The organism is Aquidulcibacter sp., from assembly GCF_020253525.1.
Classification (GTDB): domain Bacteria; phylum Pseudomonadota; class Alphaproteobacteria; order Caulobacterales; family Aquidulcibacteraceae; genus Aquidulcibacter.
In genome coordinates this window covers 16,786-35,846 of the sequence record NZ_JADCBK010000037.1, presented here as the reverse complement: position 1 = coordinate 35,846, position 19,061 = coordinate 16,786, and the positions used below count along the sequence as shown (strand labels likewise).

General features: G+C 55.8%; 19 protein-coding genes. 9 read left to right on the top strand and 10 right to left on the bottom strand.

Features of this window, described 5'->3' with window-relative positions:
- On the bottom strand, positions 1 to 321 hold the full coding sequence (locus IOB61_RS05095; protein WP_085338322.1) for a heavy metal-binding domain-containing protein: 321 nt from the start codon (positions 319 to 321) through the stop codon (positions 1 to 3).
- Between the two features lie 34 nt (positions 322 to 355).
- Positions 356 to 712: a hypothetical protein gene (locus IOB61_RS05090; protein ID WP_085338321.1), complete on the bottom strand. Its 357-nt coding sequence runs from the start codon at positions 710 to 712 to the stop codon at positions 356 to 358.
- 88 nt (positions 713 to 800) lie between these two features.
- On the opposite strand from IOB61_RS05090, the gene IOB61_RS05085 reads away from it, so the two are divergent.
- Both IOB61_RS05085 and IOB61_RS05080 read left to right on the top strand, forming a co-directional pair.
- Entirely contained in the window at positions 801 to 2,030 is a 1,230-nt protein-coding gene (locus IOB61_RS05085; RefSeq protein WP_290813121.1) for a serine hydrolase, read from the top strand.
- A gap of 348 nt (positions 2,031 to 2,378) precedes the next feature.
- Positions 2,379 to 4,280, top strand: a complete 1,902-nt coding sequence (locus IOB61_RS05080) for a ribonucleoside-diphosphate reductase subunit alpha (RefSeq protein ID WP_290813118.1) — start codon at positions 2,379 to 2,381, stop codon at positions 4,278 to 4,280.
- A gap of 37 nt (positions 4,281 to 4,317) precedes the next feature.
- Here IOB61_RS05080 and IOB61_RS05075 read toward each other — a convergent pair whose 3' ends face one another.
- Positions 4,318 to 5,070: a hypothetical protein gene (locus tag IOB61_RS05075; protein WP_290813116.1), complete on the bottom strand. Its 753-nt coding sequence runs from the start codon at positions 5,068 to 5,070 to the stop codon at positions 4,318 to 4,320.
- Between IOB61_RS05075 and IOB61_RS05070 the strand changes: the two genes are divergently transcribed.
- The 3 genes from IOB61_RS05070 (at position 5,058) to IOB61_RS05060 (ending at position 7,083) form a co-directional block, all read left to right on the top strand.
- Positions 5,058 to 5,558: a GNAT family N-acetyltransferase gene (locus tag IOB61_RS05070; protein ID WP_290813114.1), complete on the top strand. Its 501-nt coding sequence runs from the start codon at positions 5,058 to 5,060 to the stop codon at positions 5,556 to 5,558. The genes IOB61_RS05075 and IOB61_RS05070 overlap by 13 nt on opposite strands.
- Positions 5,559 to 5,684: 126 nt before the next feature.
- On the top strand, positions 5,685 to 6,722 hold the full coding sequence (locus IOB61_RS05065) for a ribonucleotide-diphosphate reductase subunit beta (protein WP_290813112.1): 1,038 nt from the start codon (positions 5,685 to 5,687) through the stop codon (positions 6,720 to 6,722).
- A gap of 142 nt (positions 6,723 to 6,864) precedes the next feature.
- Complete coding sequence (locus IOB61_RS05060) at positions 6,865 to 7,083, top strand: hypothetical protein (RefSeq protein ID WP_290813110.1); 219 nt, start codon at positions 6,865 to 6,867, stop codon at positions 7,081 to 7,083.
- On the opposite strand, the gene IOB61_RS05055 is transcribed toward IOB61_RS05060, so the two are convergent.
- A complete protein-coding gene (locus IOB61_RS05055; protein ID WP_290813108.1) occupies positions 7,080 to 8,672 on the bottom strand; it encodes a sodium:solute symporter in 1,593 nt (530 codons plus the stop codon). The two genes, IOB61_RS05060 and IOB61_RS05055, sit on opposite strands and share 4 nt — an antisense overlap.
- 211 nt (positions 8,673 to 8,883) lie before the next feature.
- Here IOB61_RS05055 and IOB61_RS05050 point away from each other — a divergent pair, with 211 nt between their 5' ends.
- A complete protein-coding gene (locus IOB61_RS05050; RefSeq protein ID WP_290813105.1) occupies positions 8,884 to 9,672 on the top strand; it encodes a hypothetical protein in 789 nt (262 codons plus the stop codon).
- Between the two features lie 5 nt (positions 9,673 to 9,677).
- Here the strand turns inward: IOB61_RS05050 and IOB61_RS05045 are convergent, their stop codons facing one another.
- Entirely contained in the window at positions 9,678 to 10,958 is a 1,281-nt protein-coding gene (locus IOB61_RS05045) for an extracellular solute-binding protein (protein ID WP_290813103.1), read from the bottom strand.
- A gap of 279 nt (positions 10,959 to 11,237) precedes the next feature.
- Between IOB61_RS05045 and IOB61_RS05040 the strand changes: the two genes are divergently transcribed.
- Both IOB61_RS05040 and IOB61_RS05035 read left to right on the top strand, forming a co-directional pair.
- Positions 11,238 to 11,642 carry a hypothetical protein gene (locus IOB61_RS05040; RefSeq protein ID WP_290813101.1) on the top strand — a complete coding sequence of 135 codons (405 nt, stop codon included), beginning with the start codon at positions 11,238 to 11,240 and terminating at the stop codon, positions 11,640 to 11,642.
- A gap of 515 nt (positions 11,643 to 12,157) precedes the next feature.
- Positions 12,158 to 12,778 carry a DUF4272 domain-containing protein gene (locus IOB61_RS05035; RefSeq protein ID WP_290813099.1) on the top strand — a complete coding sequence of 207 codons (621 nt, stop codon included), beginning with the start codon at positions 12,158 to 12,160 and terminating at the stop codon, positions 12,776 to 12,778.
- 437 nt (positions 12,779 to 13,215) lie between these two features.
- Here IOB61_RS05035 and IOB61_RS05030 read toward each other — a convergent pair whose 3' ends face one another.
- The 5 genes from IOB61_RS05030 to IOB61_RS05010 form a co-directional block, all read right to left on the bottom strand.
- Complete coding sequence (locus IOB61_RS05030; RefSeq protein ID WP_290813096.1) at positions 13,216 to 14,244, bottom strand: GSU2403 family nucleotidyltransferase fold protein; 1,029 nt, start codon at positions 14,242 to 14,244, stop codon at positions 13,216 to 13,218.
- Between the two features lie 244 nt (positions 14,245 to 14,488).
- Positions 14,489 to 14,692: a helix-turn-helix domain-containing protein gene (locus IOB61_RS05025; protein ID WP_290813094.1), complete on the bottom strand. Its 204-nt coding sequence runs from the start codon at positions 14,690 to 14,692 to the stop codon at positions 14,489 to 14,491.
- Between the two features lie 305 nt (positions 14,693 to 14,997).
- Positions 14,998 to 15,372: an AlpA family transcriptional regulator gene (locus tag IOB61_RS05020; RefSeq protein WP_290813092.1), complete on the bottom strand. Its 375-nt coding sequence runs from the start codon at positions 15,370 to 15,372 to the stop codon at positions 14,998 to 15,000.
- A 412-nt stretch (positions 15,373 to 15,784) separates the two neighbouring features.
- Complete coding sequence (locus tag IOB61_RS05015; protein WP_290813090.1) at positions 15,785 to 16,078, bottom strand: hypothetical protein; 294 nt, start codon at positions 16,076 to 16,078, stop codon at positions 15,785 to 15,787.
- Positions 16,079 to 16,867: 789 nt separating this feature from the next.
- Positions 16,868 to 17,644 carry a DUF3363 domain-containing protein gene (locus IOB61_RS05010; protein WP_290813088.1) on the bottom strand — a complete coding sequence of 259 codons (777 nt, stop codon included), beginning with the start codon at positions 17,642 to 17,644 and terminating at the stop codon, positions 16,868 to 16,870.
- A gap of 24 nt (positions 17,645 to 17,668) precedes the next feature.
- On the opposite strand from IOB61_RS05010, the gene IOB61_RS05005 reads away from it, so the two are divergent.
- Positions 17,669 to 19,057, top strand: coding sequence for a hypothetical protein (locus tag IOB61_RS05005; protein ID WP_290813086.1), 1,389 nt, complete (start codon positions 17,669 to 17,671; stop codon positions 19,055 to 19,057).
- Positions 19,058 to 19,061 lie beyond the last annotated feature (4 nt).

Below are 19,061 nucleotides of genomic sequence, written 5' to 3'. Positions count from 1 at the left end.
CTATCCAAGGCGCACGGCGGTGCCGCTGGCGGCCACCATCATCATCGTACCTTGGTGGACGCCGCCTTCAAAATCGATGGACACGCCAATTACGGCATCTGCGCCAAGGGCTTTGGCTTCGATCATCAGCTCATCAATCGCCACTTGGCGTGCTTCGCGCAGGGTTTTTTCATAGGCGCCACTGCGCCCGCCAATGACGTCGCGAATGCCAGCAAATAGATCGCGGAAAACATTGGCCCCGATAACCGCTTCGCCCGCGACCACGCCCAGATAATGGGTCACTTTGCGGCCCTCTACGGAATCAGTTGTTGTTACGATCATCCTAAGCTCCTTCAATCATCGTGGGGCTGGTGCCCTAGTCGTTCACGGGTTCTTTCAAGACGGGGGCAGGCATGGTGCCAACAAAGGTCTGCACATTACAGCCATAACCGGGCTTTAGGCGCGCTTCGGCTTGGTTGAGGCCCGAGAAATTCACGATCACCCGCTCGTCCATATAAACGATCTGGGCACCCTCGATCTGAGGCCCGATTTCGGCGCGGCAAGCCTTCTCGTCTCTGTTTTGCACGTAGAGGCAGCTACACATTTGGCGCGCGATAAAGCCTGCACCAATCTCGCCATATTTGCGCGCTTGGTAGCCAACCGCCAGCACGATGATGAATATGGCAACAAGGACGATGCCAACGATCGTGGAAAAAGAAGGCAGTTTGCGCACTGGCCATAGAACCTTATAAAGAGAGTCGTTAGAGACCAGCCTAATCCGGTCTGTCCTGTTCATCTAGAGGCTAATGATGCGCCGCGCCATGCGTCCAAGCAGAAATTTCCCCACACTTTCCCGCCCAATCTGGCTTTGCCTTGCTGCTTGCGCAGCAATTGCGACCGGCGTGGGTACATTTGTGGTCGCGCAAGACAGTCAAAAGGCGCAAATGGCAGCCTATGCCAAGGCCCCATTGGTGCCTCTGCCGCCCCAGCCCAAGGGTGTGCCTTTCCCGACCGAGACTTGGCCACGAGGGGAAGCGCCCGAAGCCGCTGCCCAGGTGATCAAGACCCAGTTTGATAAGGCCTTTAACGACTCAAGCTCTCCCATGGGGCAGACCCGCGCCGTGATCATCGTTCAAGGTGGCCGGATCGTTGCCGAACGTTATTCAACCGGCTTTGACGAGAAATCGAAGCTCATATCGTGGTCGATGGCCAAAAGCGTAACCTCCAGCCTTGTCGGTATTGCGATGCTGGATGGCAAGCTGAAACTGGACCAGCCCTTGAACGACCCGCTGTGGGATGATGGCGACCCTCGCCGCAACATCACCATTCGTCAGGCGCTGCATATGAGTGATGGCCTGCGCTGGCGGGAAGATGGCTATTCAGACCCTGTTTCCAATGATGCCGCCAAGATGTTGTTTGGCCCGGGGCGGGAAAACATCGTGGCCTATGTCGCCGATCGTCCGACGGAGTTTAAGCCCGGCGAGAAGTGGCGCTATTCTTCTGGCACCACCAATTTGATCTCGGCCGCTGTCGCCCGTGCGGTGTCGCCCCGCAGTCTCAAAGACCCGACGGGTGCAGAGGGCTATCGCAATTTCATGTATGATCGGCTGTTCCGCCCCATCGGCATGAATAATGTGGCAGCCGAATTTGATTTGGCGGGCAATTTTTACGCCTCTTCCCTCGTGCATGCGACCGCGCAAGATTGGGCCCGCTTCGGCCTCCTTCATTTGCGCGACGGGGTTTGGGACGGCAAGCGCATCCTGCCCGAGGGCTATGTTGACTTCCTGCGCACGCCCACCACGGCAGAAGGGGCCACCAGCTATGGCGCGCATTGGTGGCTGAGCCTGCCAAACAAGCAGGGCACGCTGAAGAACGGCCCCTATGATTCGTTTGAAGCGCACGGCTTCCAAGGACAATGGATCGGGGTGATTCCCTCCAAGGATCTGGTGATTGTCCGCCTTGGTTTGATGACGGACGAATCAGGCTGGGATACGTTGGATGCGTGGCTGCAACCAATTGTGGATGCCTTTCCAAATGTGACCCGGCCCTAGGGCCCACCATTACCCCAATAAAGCGACTAGAATCGCGGGATTTCTCTTCATCTTCATGAAGAATCCCTAGCGGCTGCTTGTGCGCGTTAATCAGTCATTAACTGAAAAATACATTTTGCGTGAAAAACCCCATTGACCGTTCTGCCAAGCCACATCCACTATATATGGTGTCTTGCTCTGGGGGCGGGCGCAAATTCTAGGCAGAATGCCGAATCATCTCAATCTGCGCAAACATGTGAGTCGCGCGAACGAACTTGTGTGCACCGCCACATTAGGGGCTGTTCAAAGGTTGGGGAATCGGGTGTTCTGAACGGCTGACGGGCCGGTAACGATTTGGGAGCAGGAAGAATGAACGGGAATGATGCAGCTACCGCTAATGCCATTGAAGCTGTCGCCAGCGCAGCACCGGCACTTGCGCGCCGTGCCGTCCATCGGGGTAAGCCTAAGGCCGTTCAGCTGCGGATCGTTGAAAGCGTCAAAGTAGATCGGTCGCGCGATGCCCTCTTGACCGATTTCGGCAAAACCACGCTGGAAGATCGCTATTTGCTGCAGGGCGAAAGCTATCAGGACATGTTTGCCCGCGTCGCCACCGCTTATGCCGACGATATTGCCCACGCCCAGCGCCTCTATGATTATATCTCAAAATTGTGGTTCATGCCCGCAACGCCTGTCTTGTCGAACGGCGGGGCAGAGCGCGGCCTGCCCATCTCCTGCTTCTTGAATTCGGTGGACGATAGCCTGGATGGCATCGTGCAATCCTGGAACGAAAACGTCTGGCTCGCCTCTAATGGCGGTGGCATTGGCACCTATTGGGGTGGCGTGCGCTCTATCGGGGAAAAGATCGGGGCCAATGGTCACACCAGCGGCATCATCCCCTTCATTCGCGTGATGGATTCCTTGACGCTGGCGATCTCTCAAGGCTCGCTGCGCCGCGGCTCGGCTGCCGTCTATCTCGATGTGCATCACCCAGAGATCGAAGAATTCCTCGAAATTCGCAAACCTTCCGGTGACTTCAACCGCAAGAGCTTGAACCTGCACCATGGCATCAACATCACCGATGACTTCATGGAAGCAGTGCGCAATGATGGCGATTTCAGTCTGATCAGCCCCAAGACCCAGGAAGTGGTGCGCACTGTTAAGGCGCGCAAAATCTGGCAGAAAATCTTGGACCTGCGCCTGCAAACCGGCGAGCCCTATTTGCTGTTTGTCGACACCGTCAACAAAGCCATGCCAGCGCACCAGCGCAAGTTGGGCTTCAAGGTTCGCCAGTCCAATCTGTGCAGCGAGATCATGTTGCACACGGGCAAGGACCATTTGGGCAAAGACCGCACGGCCGTGTGCTGCCTCTCTTCGCTCAATGCGGAAACCTATATGGAGTGGAAGGACGATCCAAACTTCATCGAGGACATCTTCCGTTTCCTCGACAATGTGTTGGAAGACTTCATCCAGCGCGCACCCGACGAGATGGAGCGCGCAACCTATTCGGCCTTCCGCGAGCGGTCGGTCGGTTTGGGCATCATGGGCTTGCACTCCTTCTTGCAAGCCCAAGGTGTTCCCTTCGAAAGCGCCATGGCAAAAAGCTGGAATATGCGGATCTTCAAACAAGTCCGCCAAGCAGCCGATGCGGCTTCGGTCAAATTGGCGCAAGAGCGTGGGCCCTGCCCAGACGCCGCCGAACAAGGCGTGATGGCCCGCTTCACCCACAAGCTGGCGATTGCGCCAACGGCTTCGATCTCGATCATTTGCGGCGGCACCAGTGCGGGCATTGAGCCTATCCCCGCCAATATCTACACCCACAAGACCTTGTCGGGCTCCTTCTCGGTGAAGAACCCGTATCTGGAAAAACTGTTGGAGACCAAGGGCCGCAATAATGATGCGACTTGGACCTCGATTCTTGAGAATGAAGGTTCGGTCCAGCACCTTGATTGCCTGACGGACTTGGAGAAGTCGGTGTACAAGACCGCCTTTGAATTGGACCAGCGCTGGGTGATTGAACTGGCAGCAGACCGCACGCCCTATATCTGCCAAGGCCAAAGCCTCAACGTCTTTATTCCAGGCGATGTGGATAAGTGGGACCTGCACATGCTGCATTGGTCGGCTTGGGAAAAGGGCATTAAGAGCCTGTATTACTGCCGCTCTAAGTCCATCCAGCGCGCCCAAATCGCGGGTTCAGCCAATAAGGGCGAAGACGTGGTCGACATGGAAAGCAGCGCGCCCACCAATTATGATGAGTGTTTGGCCTGCCAATAAGCGCTTTACACTGAGAGTCTTAAAAGCGGGTCTGTCCTTATCGGGCGGGCCCGTTTGCTTGTGGGCCTATCGCAATCTTATTGATCCGCGCAAAGCGCAAGAAAGAGCCCATTGGGAATTCGGTCCAGCTGCGGTTGGCGGTATCAAGGCCTAGGGCTGCGGCCACATCAAACACATAGTCCTGACAGCCAAAGGTCTTGCCTTTGTCGGGGCCGATCAGGCTGGGCCGCAGGCGATAGCGGTTTTCAGCGCGCCAGCGCCGATCCACAGCCAGGGCTGCCTGATAGCGGGCTTCATCGACGCGGACATGAACTTGCAAATGCCGCCACCAGCCATCATCCACCTTCATCAGGCCCGGCACAAAGTCCTGACCCGTCACCGCGCCCCAAGGCAGGATCAGTGCCGCGGCCATCGCCTTGATCGCTTGGATCTGGTCTTGTGCATAATAGCCGCCCTCGCGCGTGCCGGGCTTTGCCAAAGGCGGCGTTTCAGGCCACTCCAGCCATAAATGGCCGATAAAATCGCCCTTAGACGGGGTGGGCTTGGTGGCAATAATGGTGATGACGCGACCGGGCACAGATGTATCGGTGCGCAGATCAAGCGAAGCCGCACGCGGCACAGGCTCTATCGGTGCATAATAGGACCGCATCCAAGCAGCCACGACGAGGCCTAAATTCAAGACAATCCACGCCAAAATCGCAAGCAAGGTCATCAAAATGACTTTGCCGCGCCGCTGCTTGGTTGCGCCTTCGGTCTTGCTTGTGGCAGTCTCTTGCGATGCGCTATTCAATTCGACCTGCCACGTTAGAGGATGCAGCCTCTATTCAAGCAATCTATGCCCACCATGTCAAAACAGGCACCGGCACCTTTGAGCTGGACCCGCCTGACTTGGCAGAAATCCAGGCGCGCATGGACAAAATCTTAAAGCGCGGCAGCCCTTGGCTGGTGGCCTGCAGCGAAGCAGGCACGATCATCGGCTATGCCTATGCCGGGGCATTTCGCGAGCGGCCGGCCTATGATTGTACGGTGGAGGATTCCATCTATTTGGCACCAGAAGCCATCGGCCATGGCGTCGGTCGCGCGCTTTTGGCCGAATTGATCGCCCAATGCACCCGGTCTGGCTATACCCAAATGCTGGCGGTAATTGGCGATAGTGGCAATTTAGCCTCGATTGGTCTGCATCGGGCCATGGGCTTTAGCGATGTCGGCGTGCTGCGCGATGTCGGCCATAAGTTTGGCCGCTATTTGGATGTCGTGATTTTGCAGAAAAGTCTGTGAACAAGTCGCCAGAAACGGGGAATCATTGTTTCGTGTTCGCGCGATGTTGTTAAGCTGGTCTTAACCAAGCCCCGATCTATATATAGGGGCGCACAGCACGAAACACACACGATATAGGGGCGATCAATGGCATTTGGTGATAATGGTACGGGCGTCGGGTTGGTCACACCATCTCATAGTTACAAGCCATTTCGGTATCCATGGGCCTATGAATTCTGGAAGCGCCAGCAGCAAGTTCACTGGTTGCCAGAAGAAGTGCCGCTGGGCGAAGATTGCAAAGACTGGGCAACCCGTCTGAACGATAATGAGCGCAACCTTCTGACCCAGATTTTCCGCTTCTTCACCCAGTCCGATGTCGAGGTGAACGACAATTATATGGAGCGCTACGCCCGCGTCTTTAAGCCGACTGAAGTGAAGATGATGTTGTCGGCCTTCTCGAACATCGAGACCGTGCATATCGCCGCTTATGCGCTGCTGCTTGAAACCATCGGCATGCCCGATTCAGAATTCTCGGCCTTCATGGAATATGAAGCCATGCGCGACAAGCACACCTATATGCAGGACTTCGGCGTCGATACCGAAGAAGACGTGCTGCGTACCTTGGCCATGTTTGGCGGCTTTACCGAAGGCCTGCAGCTGTTTGCTTCCTTCGCCATGCTGATGAACTTCCCCCGCTTCAATAAGATGAAGGGCATGGGTCAGATCGTGTCTTGGTCGGTCCGCGATGAAAGCCTGCATTGCGAAGGCATGGTGAAATTGTTCCACACCTATGCCCGCGAGACCGGAAAGCTGTCTGCTTCGGTGAAGGACGATATCGTCGATTGCTGCAAGACGGTGGTAAAGCTGGAAGACAAATTCATCGATCTGGCGTTCGAAATGGGCCCCGTTCAAGGCATGGTGCCCGAAGATATCAAATCCTACATCCGCTATATCGCCGATTGGCGCTTGACCCAGCTTGAGCTGCCAACCGTCTATGGCGTGACTGAGCATCCGCTGCCCTGGCTCAGCCCCATGTTGAACGGGGTGGAGCATGCAAACTTCTTTGAAGCCCGTGCCACGGAATATTCCAAAGGCGCGACTAAGGGTGATTGGCATGGCGATGATGGCGTGTGGTCGATGTTTGACCGCATGCTGCAAAAGCGCGCCGCCGAAGGCGCCCTATAAGACCCTCTGTTTGACCATTCGTGCCGCGCAAGCGGCACGAATTGCCTAGCCACATGACAAGTTGGCTTCAAAATAGCTGAATTTATCAAGCATTTGGCTGGCACGCTTCTTGAAATGAGACCATCGAACAGGATGGTCTCATATGCGTCTCGAACTACTTCCCGTCGATAGTCTGACCCGTATTGCTTGGGCGCTTGTAGATGCCCATGGACCAGAGGCCTTGGGCGTGGCCGACCGCACCATCCACGAACTAGAAAGCGAAGGCTCCCCCGTGGTGGCCGATGCTTGGCGCGGCCTGCGGTCGGTTTTGGAAGACGTGCTAGAAGGTCGCCTCGGCCGTGACGCCCCGACGATCCACTAGCGCCAAATCCAGACCAAGACGGCGGTAATCCCAATCAAGACGGCAGCTTGCAGGCGGTAATTCTGCCAGAGCGGACGGGTGCGCAAATGCTCGGTCTCGGCGTCATAATCGGCCTTGCGCCACATCAGGGTTTCAATCTGGGCAAGCTCTGGCGCGGGGGCCAGCAGCGAGCCTAACACGGTTGCGACCAAGGCGACTGCAAAGATGACCACAGCCGCAATCAAGAAGTGCATCTTCAGCGTGCCCAGAAGGGCAATCACGATGAAGAGATAAATGCCGCACAACGTGCCCAAGGTCAGGCCGATGCGGGCCCCGGTCGCATTGGCGCGCTTCCAAAACAGGCCCAACACAAACAAGGCCACGATGGGGGGCACAGCATAGGCCAGCACCGCTTGGATATATTGCCACAGCGAGTCTGCGTGTTTTTCGATGACGGGGATCCAAGCAATCGCCAACACCATCAACACCAAAGTCGTGATACGTCCAATGCGCACCAGTGCCGTTTGGCTTAAATCCGGTGCGATCTTGCGGGCAAAATCCATCGTCACAAGGGTGGAGGCGGAGTTGAAGGTCGAGGCAATGGACGACATGATCGCCGCTAAAAAGCCCGCAATCACAATCCCAACAATCCCAACCGGCAAGAGATCAAAGATCAGGGTTGGATAGACCATGTCGCCCTTGGACAGGTCGGGATAGATCAAGATTGCGGCGGTACCGGGTAGAACCATCAAGAACAGGATTGGCAGCTTCAAGACCCCGGCAAACAAACTGCCCCACCGCCCATGGTCGAGGGTTTTGGCGCTCATCACCCGCTGGGCCATGAATTGGTTGGTACACCAGAAATAAAAGCCCAACAGCGGCACGCCCGTTATCAGCCCGAACCACGGCACACCTTGATCATCATTGGGGCGGATCAGGCTGAGCTTTTCTGGGTCCACTTGGGTCATCACCGCATGCCAGCCGCCTGCTTTCTCAAAGGAAAAATAGGCGATGAAGACAGAAGCCCCGAGCAGCAGGATCGTCTGAACAACTTCGGTCACCATCACGGCGCGTAGCCCGCCAAGCGCGGTATAAAGCCCTGCCGTAACCGCTAAAATGGCCGCAATCTCCCACAAGGCGAGACTGGGGAATAAGAGTTTAAACAGGATGGCGCCACCAAATAGGGTCGCCGCGGTATCCACAACGATGTTGAGAAAGATGGTTAGGCCGGAGAAATAGAGCCGGATCGAGCTAGAGTAACGCCGTTCTAGAAATTCTGGCATCGTATAGACTTGGCTGCGCAGCACCGCCGGCAACACAAAAACGCAATAGATGGCCAGAATTACCGTAGCCATCCACTCGTAATTGAACACCGAAATGCCAATCGTATAGGCCGCCCCGGCCAGACCGATCAGTGTGGTGGCCGAAATATTAGAGCCAATGAGCGCAAGGCCAATGGTTGGCCAGGTTGCAGAGCGGGAAGCGAGAAAATAATCCTTGGCATCTGTCTGCCCGCGCGAGGCGATCAGTCCCAACAGGATAATGCCCACCATATAGCCGATGACAATGATCCAGTCCAAGCTCGCCATAGATGCTTGCAGCGTGTCCATGTCTCTTCCCCCAGATTTGACGGGTTATCTGCGCAACCGTCTGATCACGCTAAAGTGACCACTGGCATTCGACAACCATTGCAGCGAGAGTTTTCACAGCACGTCTCGGCACGGGCTTTGCCGCCCGAACATGGCTTGACCGCATTCTAAACTATAACCGATACTCACCCCTTGGTAGCAGCCAAAGCGCGCGGGGCGGAGACGACAACACATGCTGGACTCTTTGGTGGCAAATCAGCCTTTGTGGCTGTTAGGCGTGATCTTGCTGGTCAGTCTGGTTGTTTTTGAAGTTCTGGGTCGTGCCTTGCGCCAATTTCTACGCCGTCGTGCTGGGGCAGGGGCGGACGCTGCGGCAGATGGCATTGATTATCTGCTCTCTAGTGTCTTTGCGCTTTTGGGCCTCTTGATTGCGTTCACCTTCGGCATGGCGTTGGACCGCTATGAATCGCGTCGTGACTTGGTGGTGCAAGAAGCCAATGCGATTGGCACCGCCCATATTCGCACCGCCTTTGCCGCCGAACCCATGCAGAGCCAATTGCGCGATCAGTTAGAGGCTTATGCCAAAACCCGATTGGCCTATGGGCAGGCTGCCTTTCATGACAAGCCACCCTTGGCCGCAGAATCCGAACGCCAACGCGCGGCTCTGGCAGGCCTTGGAATTGCGGCTACCCAAAGCGTCGCCTCTGCCCCAATGGGTCCTGCCGTCATGGCCAGCGTGAACGAGGTGATTGATGTGGGAAGCGCGCGCGAAGCCATTAATCTCGCCAAAGTGCCCACCAGTGTGGTGGCGATGCTGGTCGGCTATGCATTTATCGCAGCCTTTGTTTTGGGCTATTCGCAAGCCATGCCCAGTCTGGTGCAGCGGATTGGCAATGGCTTGTTGTTTTTGCTGCTGACCTTGTCGCTCGTCACCATCTTTGACCTCGACCGCCCGGCAACAGGCACGATCAAAGTCAGCCAACAGCCGCTTGTCGATCTCATTGCCGGGTTTAAGAAGTAGGGCCGTCAGCTCGCTTTGCCGTCACGCAGGGCCAGGATGGCGGCTTGCACTTCACGTTGGCAATCCTGCCACGCCGCTTCAGAAGTCGTCTCCAGCTTGGTGACCCGCTTCATCGCCTTGTCAGCTGGCGACCAGACCATCGTCATTTCTGGCAAATTGGGCATGGCGATGGCCGACAGGGCTTGTGCCTTATAGGCCTGCGCAATCGGGTTTTGGGCGACCTCGGGCACGTCATAGACCGCGCGCAGCGTCGGCAATTCCCCGCCTTCAACGGCCATGACTTTTGCCGCCTCAACACTGGTTAGGAATTTTGCAAACGCCCAAGCTTCGGCTGGGTCATGGGTGCCCGCACTCATAAAGATGGCTTCCACGGCCATATAGGGGGCCATTGGCCGATTATTCGCGGCCGTAATCCTTGGCAAAACGGCTGCGCCATACTCAATCTCTGGCGCGATTTCGCCCAGAAACCATGGGCCATTAAAGATCATAGCGGCTCGGCCTGAATTGAATAGCGAAGCGACGAGTGACGAGGTCGGGTCATCGGGCAAAATACCCAAATCGCGCCGCCAATGCTGAACCAGATCCGAGGCTGCAATATTGCGGGGATCATCCAGCATCAGCGTGCCATTGGCATCAAACACCCCTCCGCCATAGCCATTCATCAGGGCCGCATGGAAGAAGAAGTCGTCATAGGCATAGGCAAGACCAAATCGCCCGCGGGCTTGGTCGGTAAGTTTGATCGCCAAGTCCTGCATCTCTTCAATGGTCTCAGGCGGTTTGGCGACCAGCTTCTTATTATAGAGCAAAGCAGCAGATTTATAATTGAAGGGCAGGGCCCAGACCGCATCCTTATAGGTCACCGCCTCAAACATATTGGGCAGAAAGGCAGCTTTGGTTGCCTCATCCAGAAAGAAGTCTAGCGGTGTGATCGTATCGCCCACCTCGGCCCAGCCGCCCAGCCGATCATGGCCAAAGATAAACAAGTCTGGCCCTTTGCCGCGTGGAACCGAGGCTGAAATCTTATCCGCCATCGCATCACTGGGGATGGCCACGGCGCGGACCGGGCGTTGGCCGGGTTTTAGTCGGCTGGAATAAATCGCCGCCAGCTTTTCAAGTGAAGCTTTCTCGGCCCCGCGAAAGCCATGCCAAATTATCAGATTGGGGCGCAAAGTCGGCTTCTTTGGCCCACAAGCCGACAGCGCCAGCGCGCCAGTTCCGGCCAATCCACCGGCAACGCCTTTAGCCATCCAGCTCAAGGCCTGTCTTCGGTTTGGACCCTCAACCATGGCTATCCTCTCCATCTGGCCTTTGACGTGGCCTTTCGAAAGGTGAAAGCAATTTAGCGCCTATGCAACCGATTTCTGCATGGCATTTGTGGGCCTCTTGTAACACGTGCCCTCTCTTGCGCCCTAGCTTATTTGGGGGGTCGAAGCCTGACACCATCAGCGGTCGCGCAAGGTCCCAAAGACTCGCGTGGCACGGGAATCGCTTCTCCAGATAGGCTTGTCCCAAACAGACACATATGCCGTTGGCGGTGTCTCGGGCCCTGATTTGGAGTGAAGAAAATGCGCAAACAAGTCATCGTCGCCACAGCACTCGTCGCCGTTACTTTGGCAGCAGGATTTGCTGTTGCCGGGGTAAAGACCTCGGGCGATCACGCCATCACGCCAGAGCGGCAAGCCGTTTATACCAGCTGCTTGCAGGCAGCAGACGCTAAGTTTGACGGCATTCACCTCGACCTTTTGGTTGGCGAAGCCGCCGACAAAGTCGCCCTGCGGAACCGCGCCATGCGCGCCCATTGCGACGCCTATCGCGCCGACCTCACCGCCCGCTGGAACGGCTTTGCCGATTCCTGCCAAGACACCGCCGCTTATTCCGGCATCGAAGGCCGGACCCTCAACGCCAACAGCGTCGAGACCATGCGCAAAGTCTGCACCGCCATGACGGCCACCCAATCCGCCGCGAAATAGCCGATTGGGCTTTCCCATTTTGCGTCGCGCTTGGGGGTGGGTTCTGCAAGGCATGCACCTTTTTCGTTCCCGATAGGTTTGGTTTTGGTTTTTTCTCTTGGGACAGCCTTTGCCGCAGGCTCTGCCTGGGCAAAGGCTTAGGTTGAGTTTGGGCGCGCAAGATCTGGCGTCAAGGGGCGCGCCTGCGGCGCGTCGGCGAAGCCGATTGCACCCCTTGACGTCATATCTTGCGCAGAGACAATCGTCGTGCGGCTTCAAGGCAAGCGGAGTGCGGCCTTGAACCGTTCCAAGTGATTTGACTACGGCCCAGTATCGACGATCTATGAGGTTGCTTGACCATGGTGCATTCCATTGTTGGAATGTACCTTATCGCGCGGAGTGCATTGCTATCCTGTATGGCACCATCCTGCAGAGACCACGGGGGCTAGCGCAGCTGCTGTGCAAGACGGAGCATACTTATCCAAGGCTACTGCCAGTGCTGCATCCAGAGGGCATCGGAGGGTTCAGAAACTTCTATGGTAATTGACGATATCCGCGATAGCTCGCGCAGCGTTTTAACTGCGCATGGCCTATTTGTTCCCGACGGCCTTCCGGCCCTCGACGTGGCAAATCTGCGTTCATTCAGGGAAATTTTAAATCGACTTTTTTGCCTCAATGCGGTTGCCGCCACGTCGTACGGCCTTGACTCAACCAAAGCGATTTCTTGGCTTCATCAAGAGCAATTAGATGAAGAACTTACCCAGCCTGAGCGCTGCTTTTTGGAGCATGGAAAGGGCGACCGCGATGCATTTAAAGTCCAAATTGAAGGAATGTGGGCGCTAGCATGGGCGGTTAATATCGTGCCTGAGATCGACTTTTGGCGTGATTGCAACTCAGGCTTTGTGACCCTTCTTCCAAACCTGAAAACGGGGGAGAGTGTTACGCGGACGATGGGCCAAGCGGAACTGCGCGCTAGTGACCAAATCATTGCGGCCTGCGATTTGTCCTATTGCCTTCATTGGATCATCCGCGAAGCCTTGATCAAGGGCGACCAGTTCCCTCCCGATCTGAAGCCCTATGTGGTTATTGAGCGCAGGCGTGCCCTTGAATGGATGTTCAGCGAAGACGCGTGGGATATGGTAAGCCTCGATACGTGATGGCAAGATAAAAGGAGTGCCAGCTCCTGTTCCTTGAGTGCTTTGGGATGCTCTGTGTTTTTTTGTAGGGCATCCCCCCGCCTAGGGCATCGGTCAAGCCGCCCCATTGGTGTGTAAACGTTCGGGCCAAGGTGATGCGTTCACTATGACCGGGAGTGTAAAGAGAGCGTCAAGCGGCCCATGCAACAACCGCGCCCGGTGCCTTTGCCAATGCCACTGACGACAGACAAATTCGCTTTGGACCGCCTCTGAAGGTCCGCTTTCGCCCCTTCGCCCTCCAAAGCAGACCATCTCCTTTCGGCCAAACCCGGCCGATAACTGGTGTGCCAGACCATCCATTGGCTTTTGAGTTTGCGGACTAGTTGAACAACATCTGAGCCTGTCTGAACTGGCAATCACCTGCCAAGCAAAATTGCAACAAAATCTTGCCTTGCCGGCTACATTGGCAATAGTGCTTGGGCTTGGTCGTTCAATCGTGCGTGCCCTTGATGTAGGCGTGTTCTCCAACCTTCGCCACTGTCCAAAGCTTCCTCCCACACCTCAAGCAATTCGTGTTGTCGCCGGGCTTGGGTGAGGGCTTGGATTAGAAGCTCTGCTTGGGTGATGTCCTTTGCAGCTTTAATTGCACCGGGGCCTTTTCGGTCGATTGCGACTATCAGTTTATGGACTGCATAACGGGCGGGGTTGGGGACTGACACCAAAACACCTGAACGGTGCAACAGCGCTGCCTCGATCGGATCACGTAATAGGAAGTCTAAGAAGCGCAACGCGACTGCCCCTGTCCCGAGGCTGGGCAAAGCACTCCCACCCCGAGATGGCGCGCCGCGATTGGTTGTCAGAACATCTACGCGAAATTGGTCGGCGTTGACATAAGCAAGCGGTAGGGCGGGGTTGAAGGTGTCGGGTATGGCACGGAAACTTGGATCCACGCTTTGCAAAGCTTCCAGCAAAAGCGGGTCGATGGTGTCACCTAATGCCAGGGACACACCATAGTCCTGGGCGAGGTCTAGATCGGCAGTCCTGACGGCTGAACCGGGCAAACGCACGCCTAACAAAGGCCCATAGGCTTGAAATGCTGATGTGCCGATAAGGACGCCACGCAGGCGGAATAGTCCAGCTTTTGCCAATGCATCGGCCAAATCGCCTGTGAGCGCATCAGGCGCAAAGTAGCCAGCCGAAAGCAAAGAACGAACAATTGAGCGTCTGGCCTTGCGGGCAACGCCTGCTGCTTTGGTTTGGGCGATTAAGTCTGCCAGCTTTGGACTATCTGGCCCTAGATAAATCTCTTTTGGTCGCCCCGTTGGCGTAGTAGGTGGTTGTGCGTACCAGTATTCACGATTTGAAAGGGTCTGTTTTCGAAAACTTGTGCCAGCGGGTAGATCGCCGACTTCTGCCAGTCGCAATTGGTCTAGCAGCTCTGCGTAGAGCGTCTGCAGAGCAATCGGAAATGTAGCTATAGCAGTCATTATCGGCAAATCTCACATTTTGCCGATAAAGTCGATAGTTGCCTTAATCTGTGGCCACCAGCCCCGTGTTCGACCTGCCAGAGGCAAGGTCGAAGAGTGATGACGGGACGCGCCCCGCGTCCCGACACCTAATGGTGCACCAGAGCGCGAAGGGCGGGTCAAGGTGGGCGAAGCCCCCTTCAAGAAGGTTACCTTGACGCGCCCAAGCCCTCTGGCACTTAGCGAAGCTCGGTAGTGCAAGAGATTACCGCCCATATTGGCTGGTGTTGGCATACAAGCGATCCAACGCCCAAGCATCAAGCGCCGTGACAAGGTAACGGACAAGCCGGGGGCCGTATTTGATAAATGGAGGGCCTTCCCCTGTTACACGCCAACGGTTTAGCGTGTGCTTGGAAATCTTCAAATGGGCGGCGGCATCTTCGACGGTTAGAAGTGTATCGGTATTCATGAGTTTCATCCTCTCTCAGGCTCGACAAGTATCGCAGAACTGCGATCTCGCAAGACCAAGAGAACTCATAAAAACCACACTAATCCAGCATGTTCACCAAAATCGGGAAGCCCCAAAACGAGGACTTATCCACCTGATATCCACAGATGGATCGATCTGTTTCGAAGGGTTCCAGCACGCACCAGCTTAGCCAAATATGACCCGCCATGGCCCATCGCCACAATGCGCGTGATAGGGGAATTTGGGTGGGGCATAAGCGCTCAAAAGCCCAATTGGCTGCAGAAAATTCGGTGCCACTGCAAAAATCAACTGACCCTGGCGGCAATCCAGTCTGACAAATCAGCCCGGCGATAGCCAATAGCCCGTCCACCAAGCCGAACAAAGCGAGGCCCAGCACCTTCGGCTCGCCACTTCTTCAGCAAGCTCAATGACACTGAAAGAACCAATGCTGCTTCTGCGGGTCGCACGACTTCGGACGGAAGAGTGCTGAGGCTCTTGCGCGGGACTGGTTCGACTTTGACTCGCGAGGGTACATTGTTGGGCAAAGCATCAGGCTCTCGGAATTGGCTGGGACCAGTAGGCAATGTCTTCTCAACCTTCGGCTTCTGGCCAAGCGCCAAACTCTCGCCAAACAAACCAAGCTGGCGCTGATCCACATCTGCCTTGAGCCGTCTTCCCATCAGACATCTCCGTGTTCGGACTGAGCAAGGAGCAAGTTTTGCGCCAGCTTTTGAGAGCGGCGAGCGGCGAGCCAAAGTGGCTCCAAGGAACGCGCCTAAACGACTAATGTTGACCATTCCAACGCAGTCCGATTTTGGCAATAACTGGCCGACAAGAGACTGGTGGGTTTGGGACTGGAACGGCCGGTAAGCTAACATTTAAAAGGGAACGTCCTCTCATTACGAGGGAACGACGAACGCTGTCTACGCGTCCGTGAACTTCGATGCTTTCATGCCAAACCTCCTCGTCGAGCGAAGGAAAACTACGGCAAAAAACTCTAATTCCAAATGGTCCAAGTTTCAGGTGGCAGAGCATCCACTTGATGGGCTCTCCTTTCAAATGACGGACCAATCGGGGCTCAGGTCCGGTCTGCTAAGGGCACTTCTGCCAAGCTTCCCAGAATCCAATATGCATTGCTGCTATAGGTTCCAGATACGGCAAATGTTGGTAAGTGATGGGATCAAGTTCTGCATATGCAGCTTTAATTGCGTCGTCGCCTGATTGCGCCGCAAGTCTCAAAAAGACTGTTACTTCAGCCTTTTCCTCTAATGTTTGTGACTCCTTAAATGCGCAAATTGCCGCACCGATACTTCCATGGGCCGGGATGTAGTTCATAAAGCCAAGCATAAAGAAGACCCAAGCATTTGGCACAGTAAGGTTTGTCATGGGCTCTTTCACCGTGAAAATGGAATTGTTGGAAAGGCGGTAAATACACGGATTCCGCCTGGCATTGTCGGGTCTGGCCTGGTAACCACAGCTACGCCGAACGTAGTCTCAAAATCAACACGCCCCTGTGGCCTGAAAATTGGTACCATCTCACGCCTGACAGCGGCAGTGCCAGTCGGCGAACTAAACTGCTTATAGCAATGCGCTCCGCGTGCCTTGAAGCCATCCGACAATTCTTATTGCGCAAGATGGGGAGTCAAGAGGTGAAATCGGCTCCGCCGACGCGCCTAAGGCGCGCTTGTTGACGCCCTATCTTGCGCGCCCAAACTCGAGCAAAGCCTTTGCCTAAGCAGAGCCTTCGGCAAAGGCTGTCCAAGTAGAAATAGCCAAGATCGGAACCACAGCTCATGGGGGTGCAGGTCGATCAGGCTGCCCCCTAAACATGGCGCTTATGGTGCCTTTCTGAAAACAAGATAAAGCCCGACCAGAATTATGGGCACAACTCCATAATAACAGATCATCGCCAAGGGTTCTCCGAACGGGACCATTGAAAGATAAAGGAGGAAAATGTAGTTGGTAAGGCAAAATGAAAGAAAGGCCAGCATCAGTAGCCCCACTAAGATTAGGACTGATCCTATCTGAAGGCGATACTTTTTCAGCAGCATTTCTGGACTGGCCGCCCATAAGTACTGCTCTCATAATACAAGCTTCGTCGAGGCGTGGGAATGTCCGCTTTCGAGCAACGGTCAACCCGCCCCAAATGGCAACCACTGGCGCAAAGCAGACCCCCTACCGCCCCAACCCATACCCAAGGCTGAGGTCCTGCACGACCTGCACGGCACCGCCGCGCCCGAGGCTGCTGAGGCTGACATTGTCGCCGATATTGATCGCGCTCTCGATGGGTGTTGGGACCATCACCACATGATTGCCCATGCCAGAGGCACGTTCGAGGAGTGCGACGCGGCCAGCGTGTAGTTCTTCAAACGAGCCAACCCGCCAGCCGTCATAGACTGTGTGACTTGGAGCGGTGAGGGTGCCACGTCCTTGTTCGGCGAAGGCCTCACTGAAAGCATTAATCTCGGCTGCTTGAAGGGCATCCTTTGCCCCGTCATGGAACGAGAAGACCCCGTCTTGATCACAAGCCCCAAGCCCTGCCCTGACATGGTCTTGCGCCCGTGAGGCGAGGGCCTGATCGATGCGGGCATTGCCGGTAAAGAAGCGCTCTTCCCCGCGCCCGATCCGGTCCAGCTCCCGATCAAGGGCGGTAAAGGCTGTTGCCCCAAGCTGATCTTCGAGTGGGTGATAGGAGAGGCGCGAGAGATGGCCCGTCTCATCGACATGAACCCAAGACCCCTTCTGAAGATGATCCGCTAAGGGCGACTTGGTATTGACCATGGTTTTGGTCTTGTTGCCGGTATCAAGGATCAGGACAGTGTTTCCAGTGGATCGCTTCTCAAAGCCGACAACCTCACCAACAAATTCCTTACCCCGTCCATCAAGCTCTGCTGCAAGGGCCTTATCTAGCCGATTGAACCCCTTGGTAAGGATATCCCGATCAAGGGCCATGCGAAGGGCTTGCCTTGGCAGAAGATGCCAGACCTTGTCAGGCTTGGTCCGTCTACGGACATTCTGGTTCTGGGCTCGGGGCCGATGGCAACAGGCGTGCTCCAAGCAGCGCTTAAAAGCTTTGATGGCGCGATCCTGCGCTTTGGTAAGGAAAGGCTCTTGGGTGGCCTGATTGATGACCGTGAAGTTTTACGAGTGGCTGAAGGCGCCATCGCCAATTTCCCGCTTGATCCATTGCGGCAGGTCCGAACCGGTGTTCTGGCATGGGGGGATGTATGGGCGATGCTGTCGCCGTGTGGCTTCACAGAGCGCCAGCGACTTTTAGCAACCGCTCTTCTGGTTCATGGGCTTGAGACAGCTCCTCCCTATGAGCGGACCTTTGTCGGGGTCATGGCAAAGCTACCCAGTTCCGATCAGCTCTATGCGCGTCTCCACGGTTGGCTAGCTGGGACAGAGATCTTGAAGCCTGCCGCCTATGATCAAGTGACAGCCTTGCTCGCCTTCTGGGCACAGTCTCAAGAGCAAGTCGCTGAGGATCTGGCGCTCATCCCCGAGCGCTTGTGGGCCACTCAGAAGGGGTGGAGTTTCAATTTGGGCTGGGCAACTCTGCCCACATTGGCCAACATCTGTGAGTACGGGCCACGGGCTCTCTCTATAGAAATGAGACCTAAGAACACCCGAGATGACTTCGATCCCGTGAGCCTGCCCATGATGCATGCGATCACACAGCTTCGTATCTTGTTCCGCGATGCCCTGACGTCTGGCAATCGCTCTATGTTGATCGCGCTAGAGCCCGACATGCCAGATGATCTGGCTTGGATGATCAAGGCGGTCCACGCCGATCTCAAGCGCAGCGGGGTCTCTTTCCTCGTGCACGCGAGAGCACCCAGGGACATACGTGCTGCCTTCAAGCTTGGGGGCAAAGAACCCATGTGCTCCATCTTCGACACCGTCATCATGACTGAGCCTGATTACATGACCTTTATCGAGGTAGTGGATAATTATGCGATCTCGAGTGAAGGGGTCAGGCATGTTCGTCGTGGTGAGATCCTGATCGCGGAGGCTGGTCGTCAGCCGGTGCGCTTGCATCCTGCAGAGCCTGACATGCTCGCAATGGCTTCTTATACCCCGACCGAGCCAGTCCAAAGGCCGGAGCCTTGGAGTGAGCCTGCGGTCATCTATCCGCTGGGCGCAAGTCTGCCCAAGCAGGTAGTGGTGAAGATACCCAAGCAAAAGGTGACAAAGCGACAGGAGATTGTCCCTGTCACTGCGAGCCAGGGCACGCCACCCAAAGCGTCAAAGTCCGAGCCGCTGGTGACCAAGGATGATCTCGCTTCTGGGACTGCCCGCCTGAAGCGGGCGCTGGCGAAGCGGGTCGGTGGCACGTCACCCTCCCAAGCACGGCTGATCTGAGGGC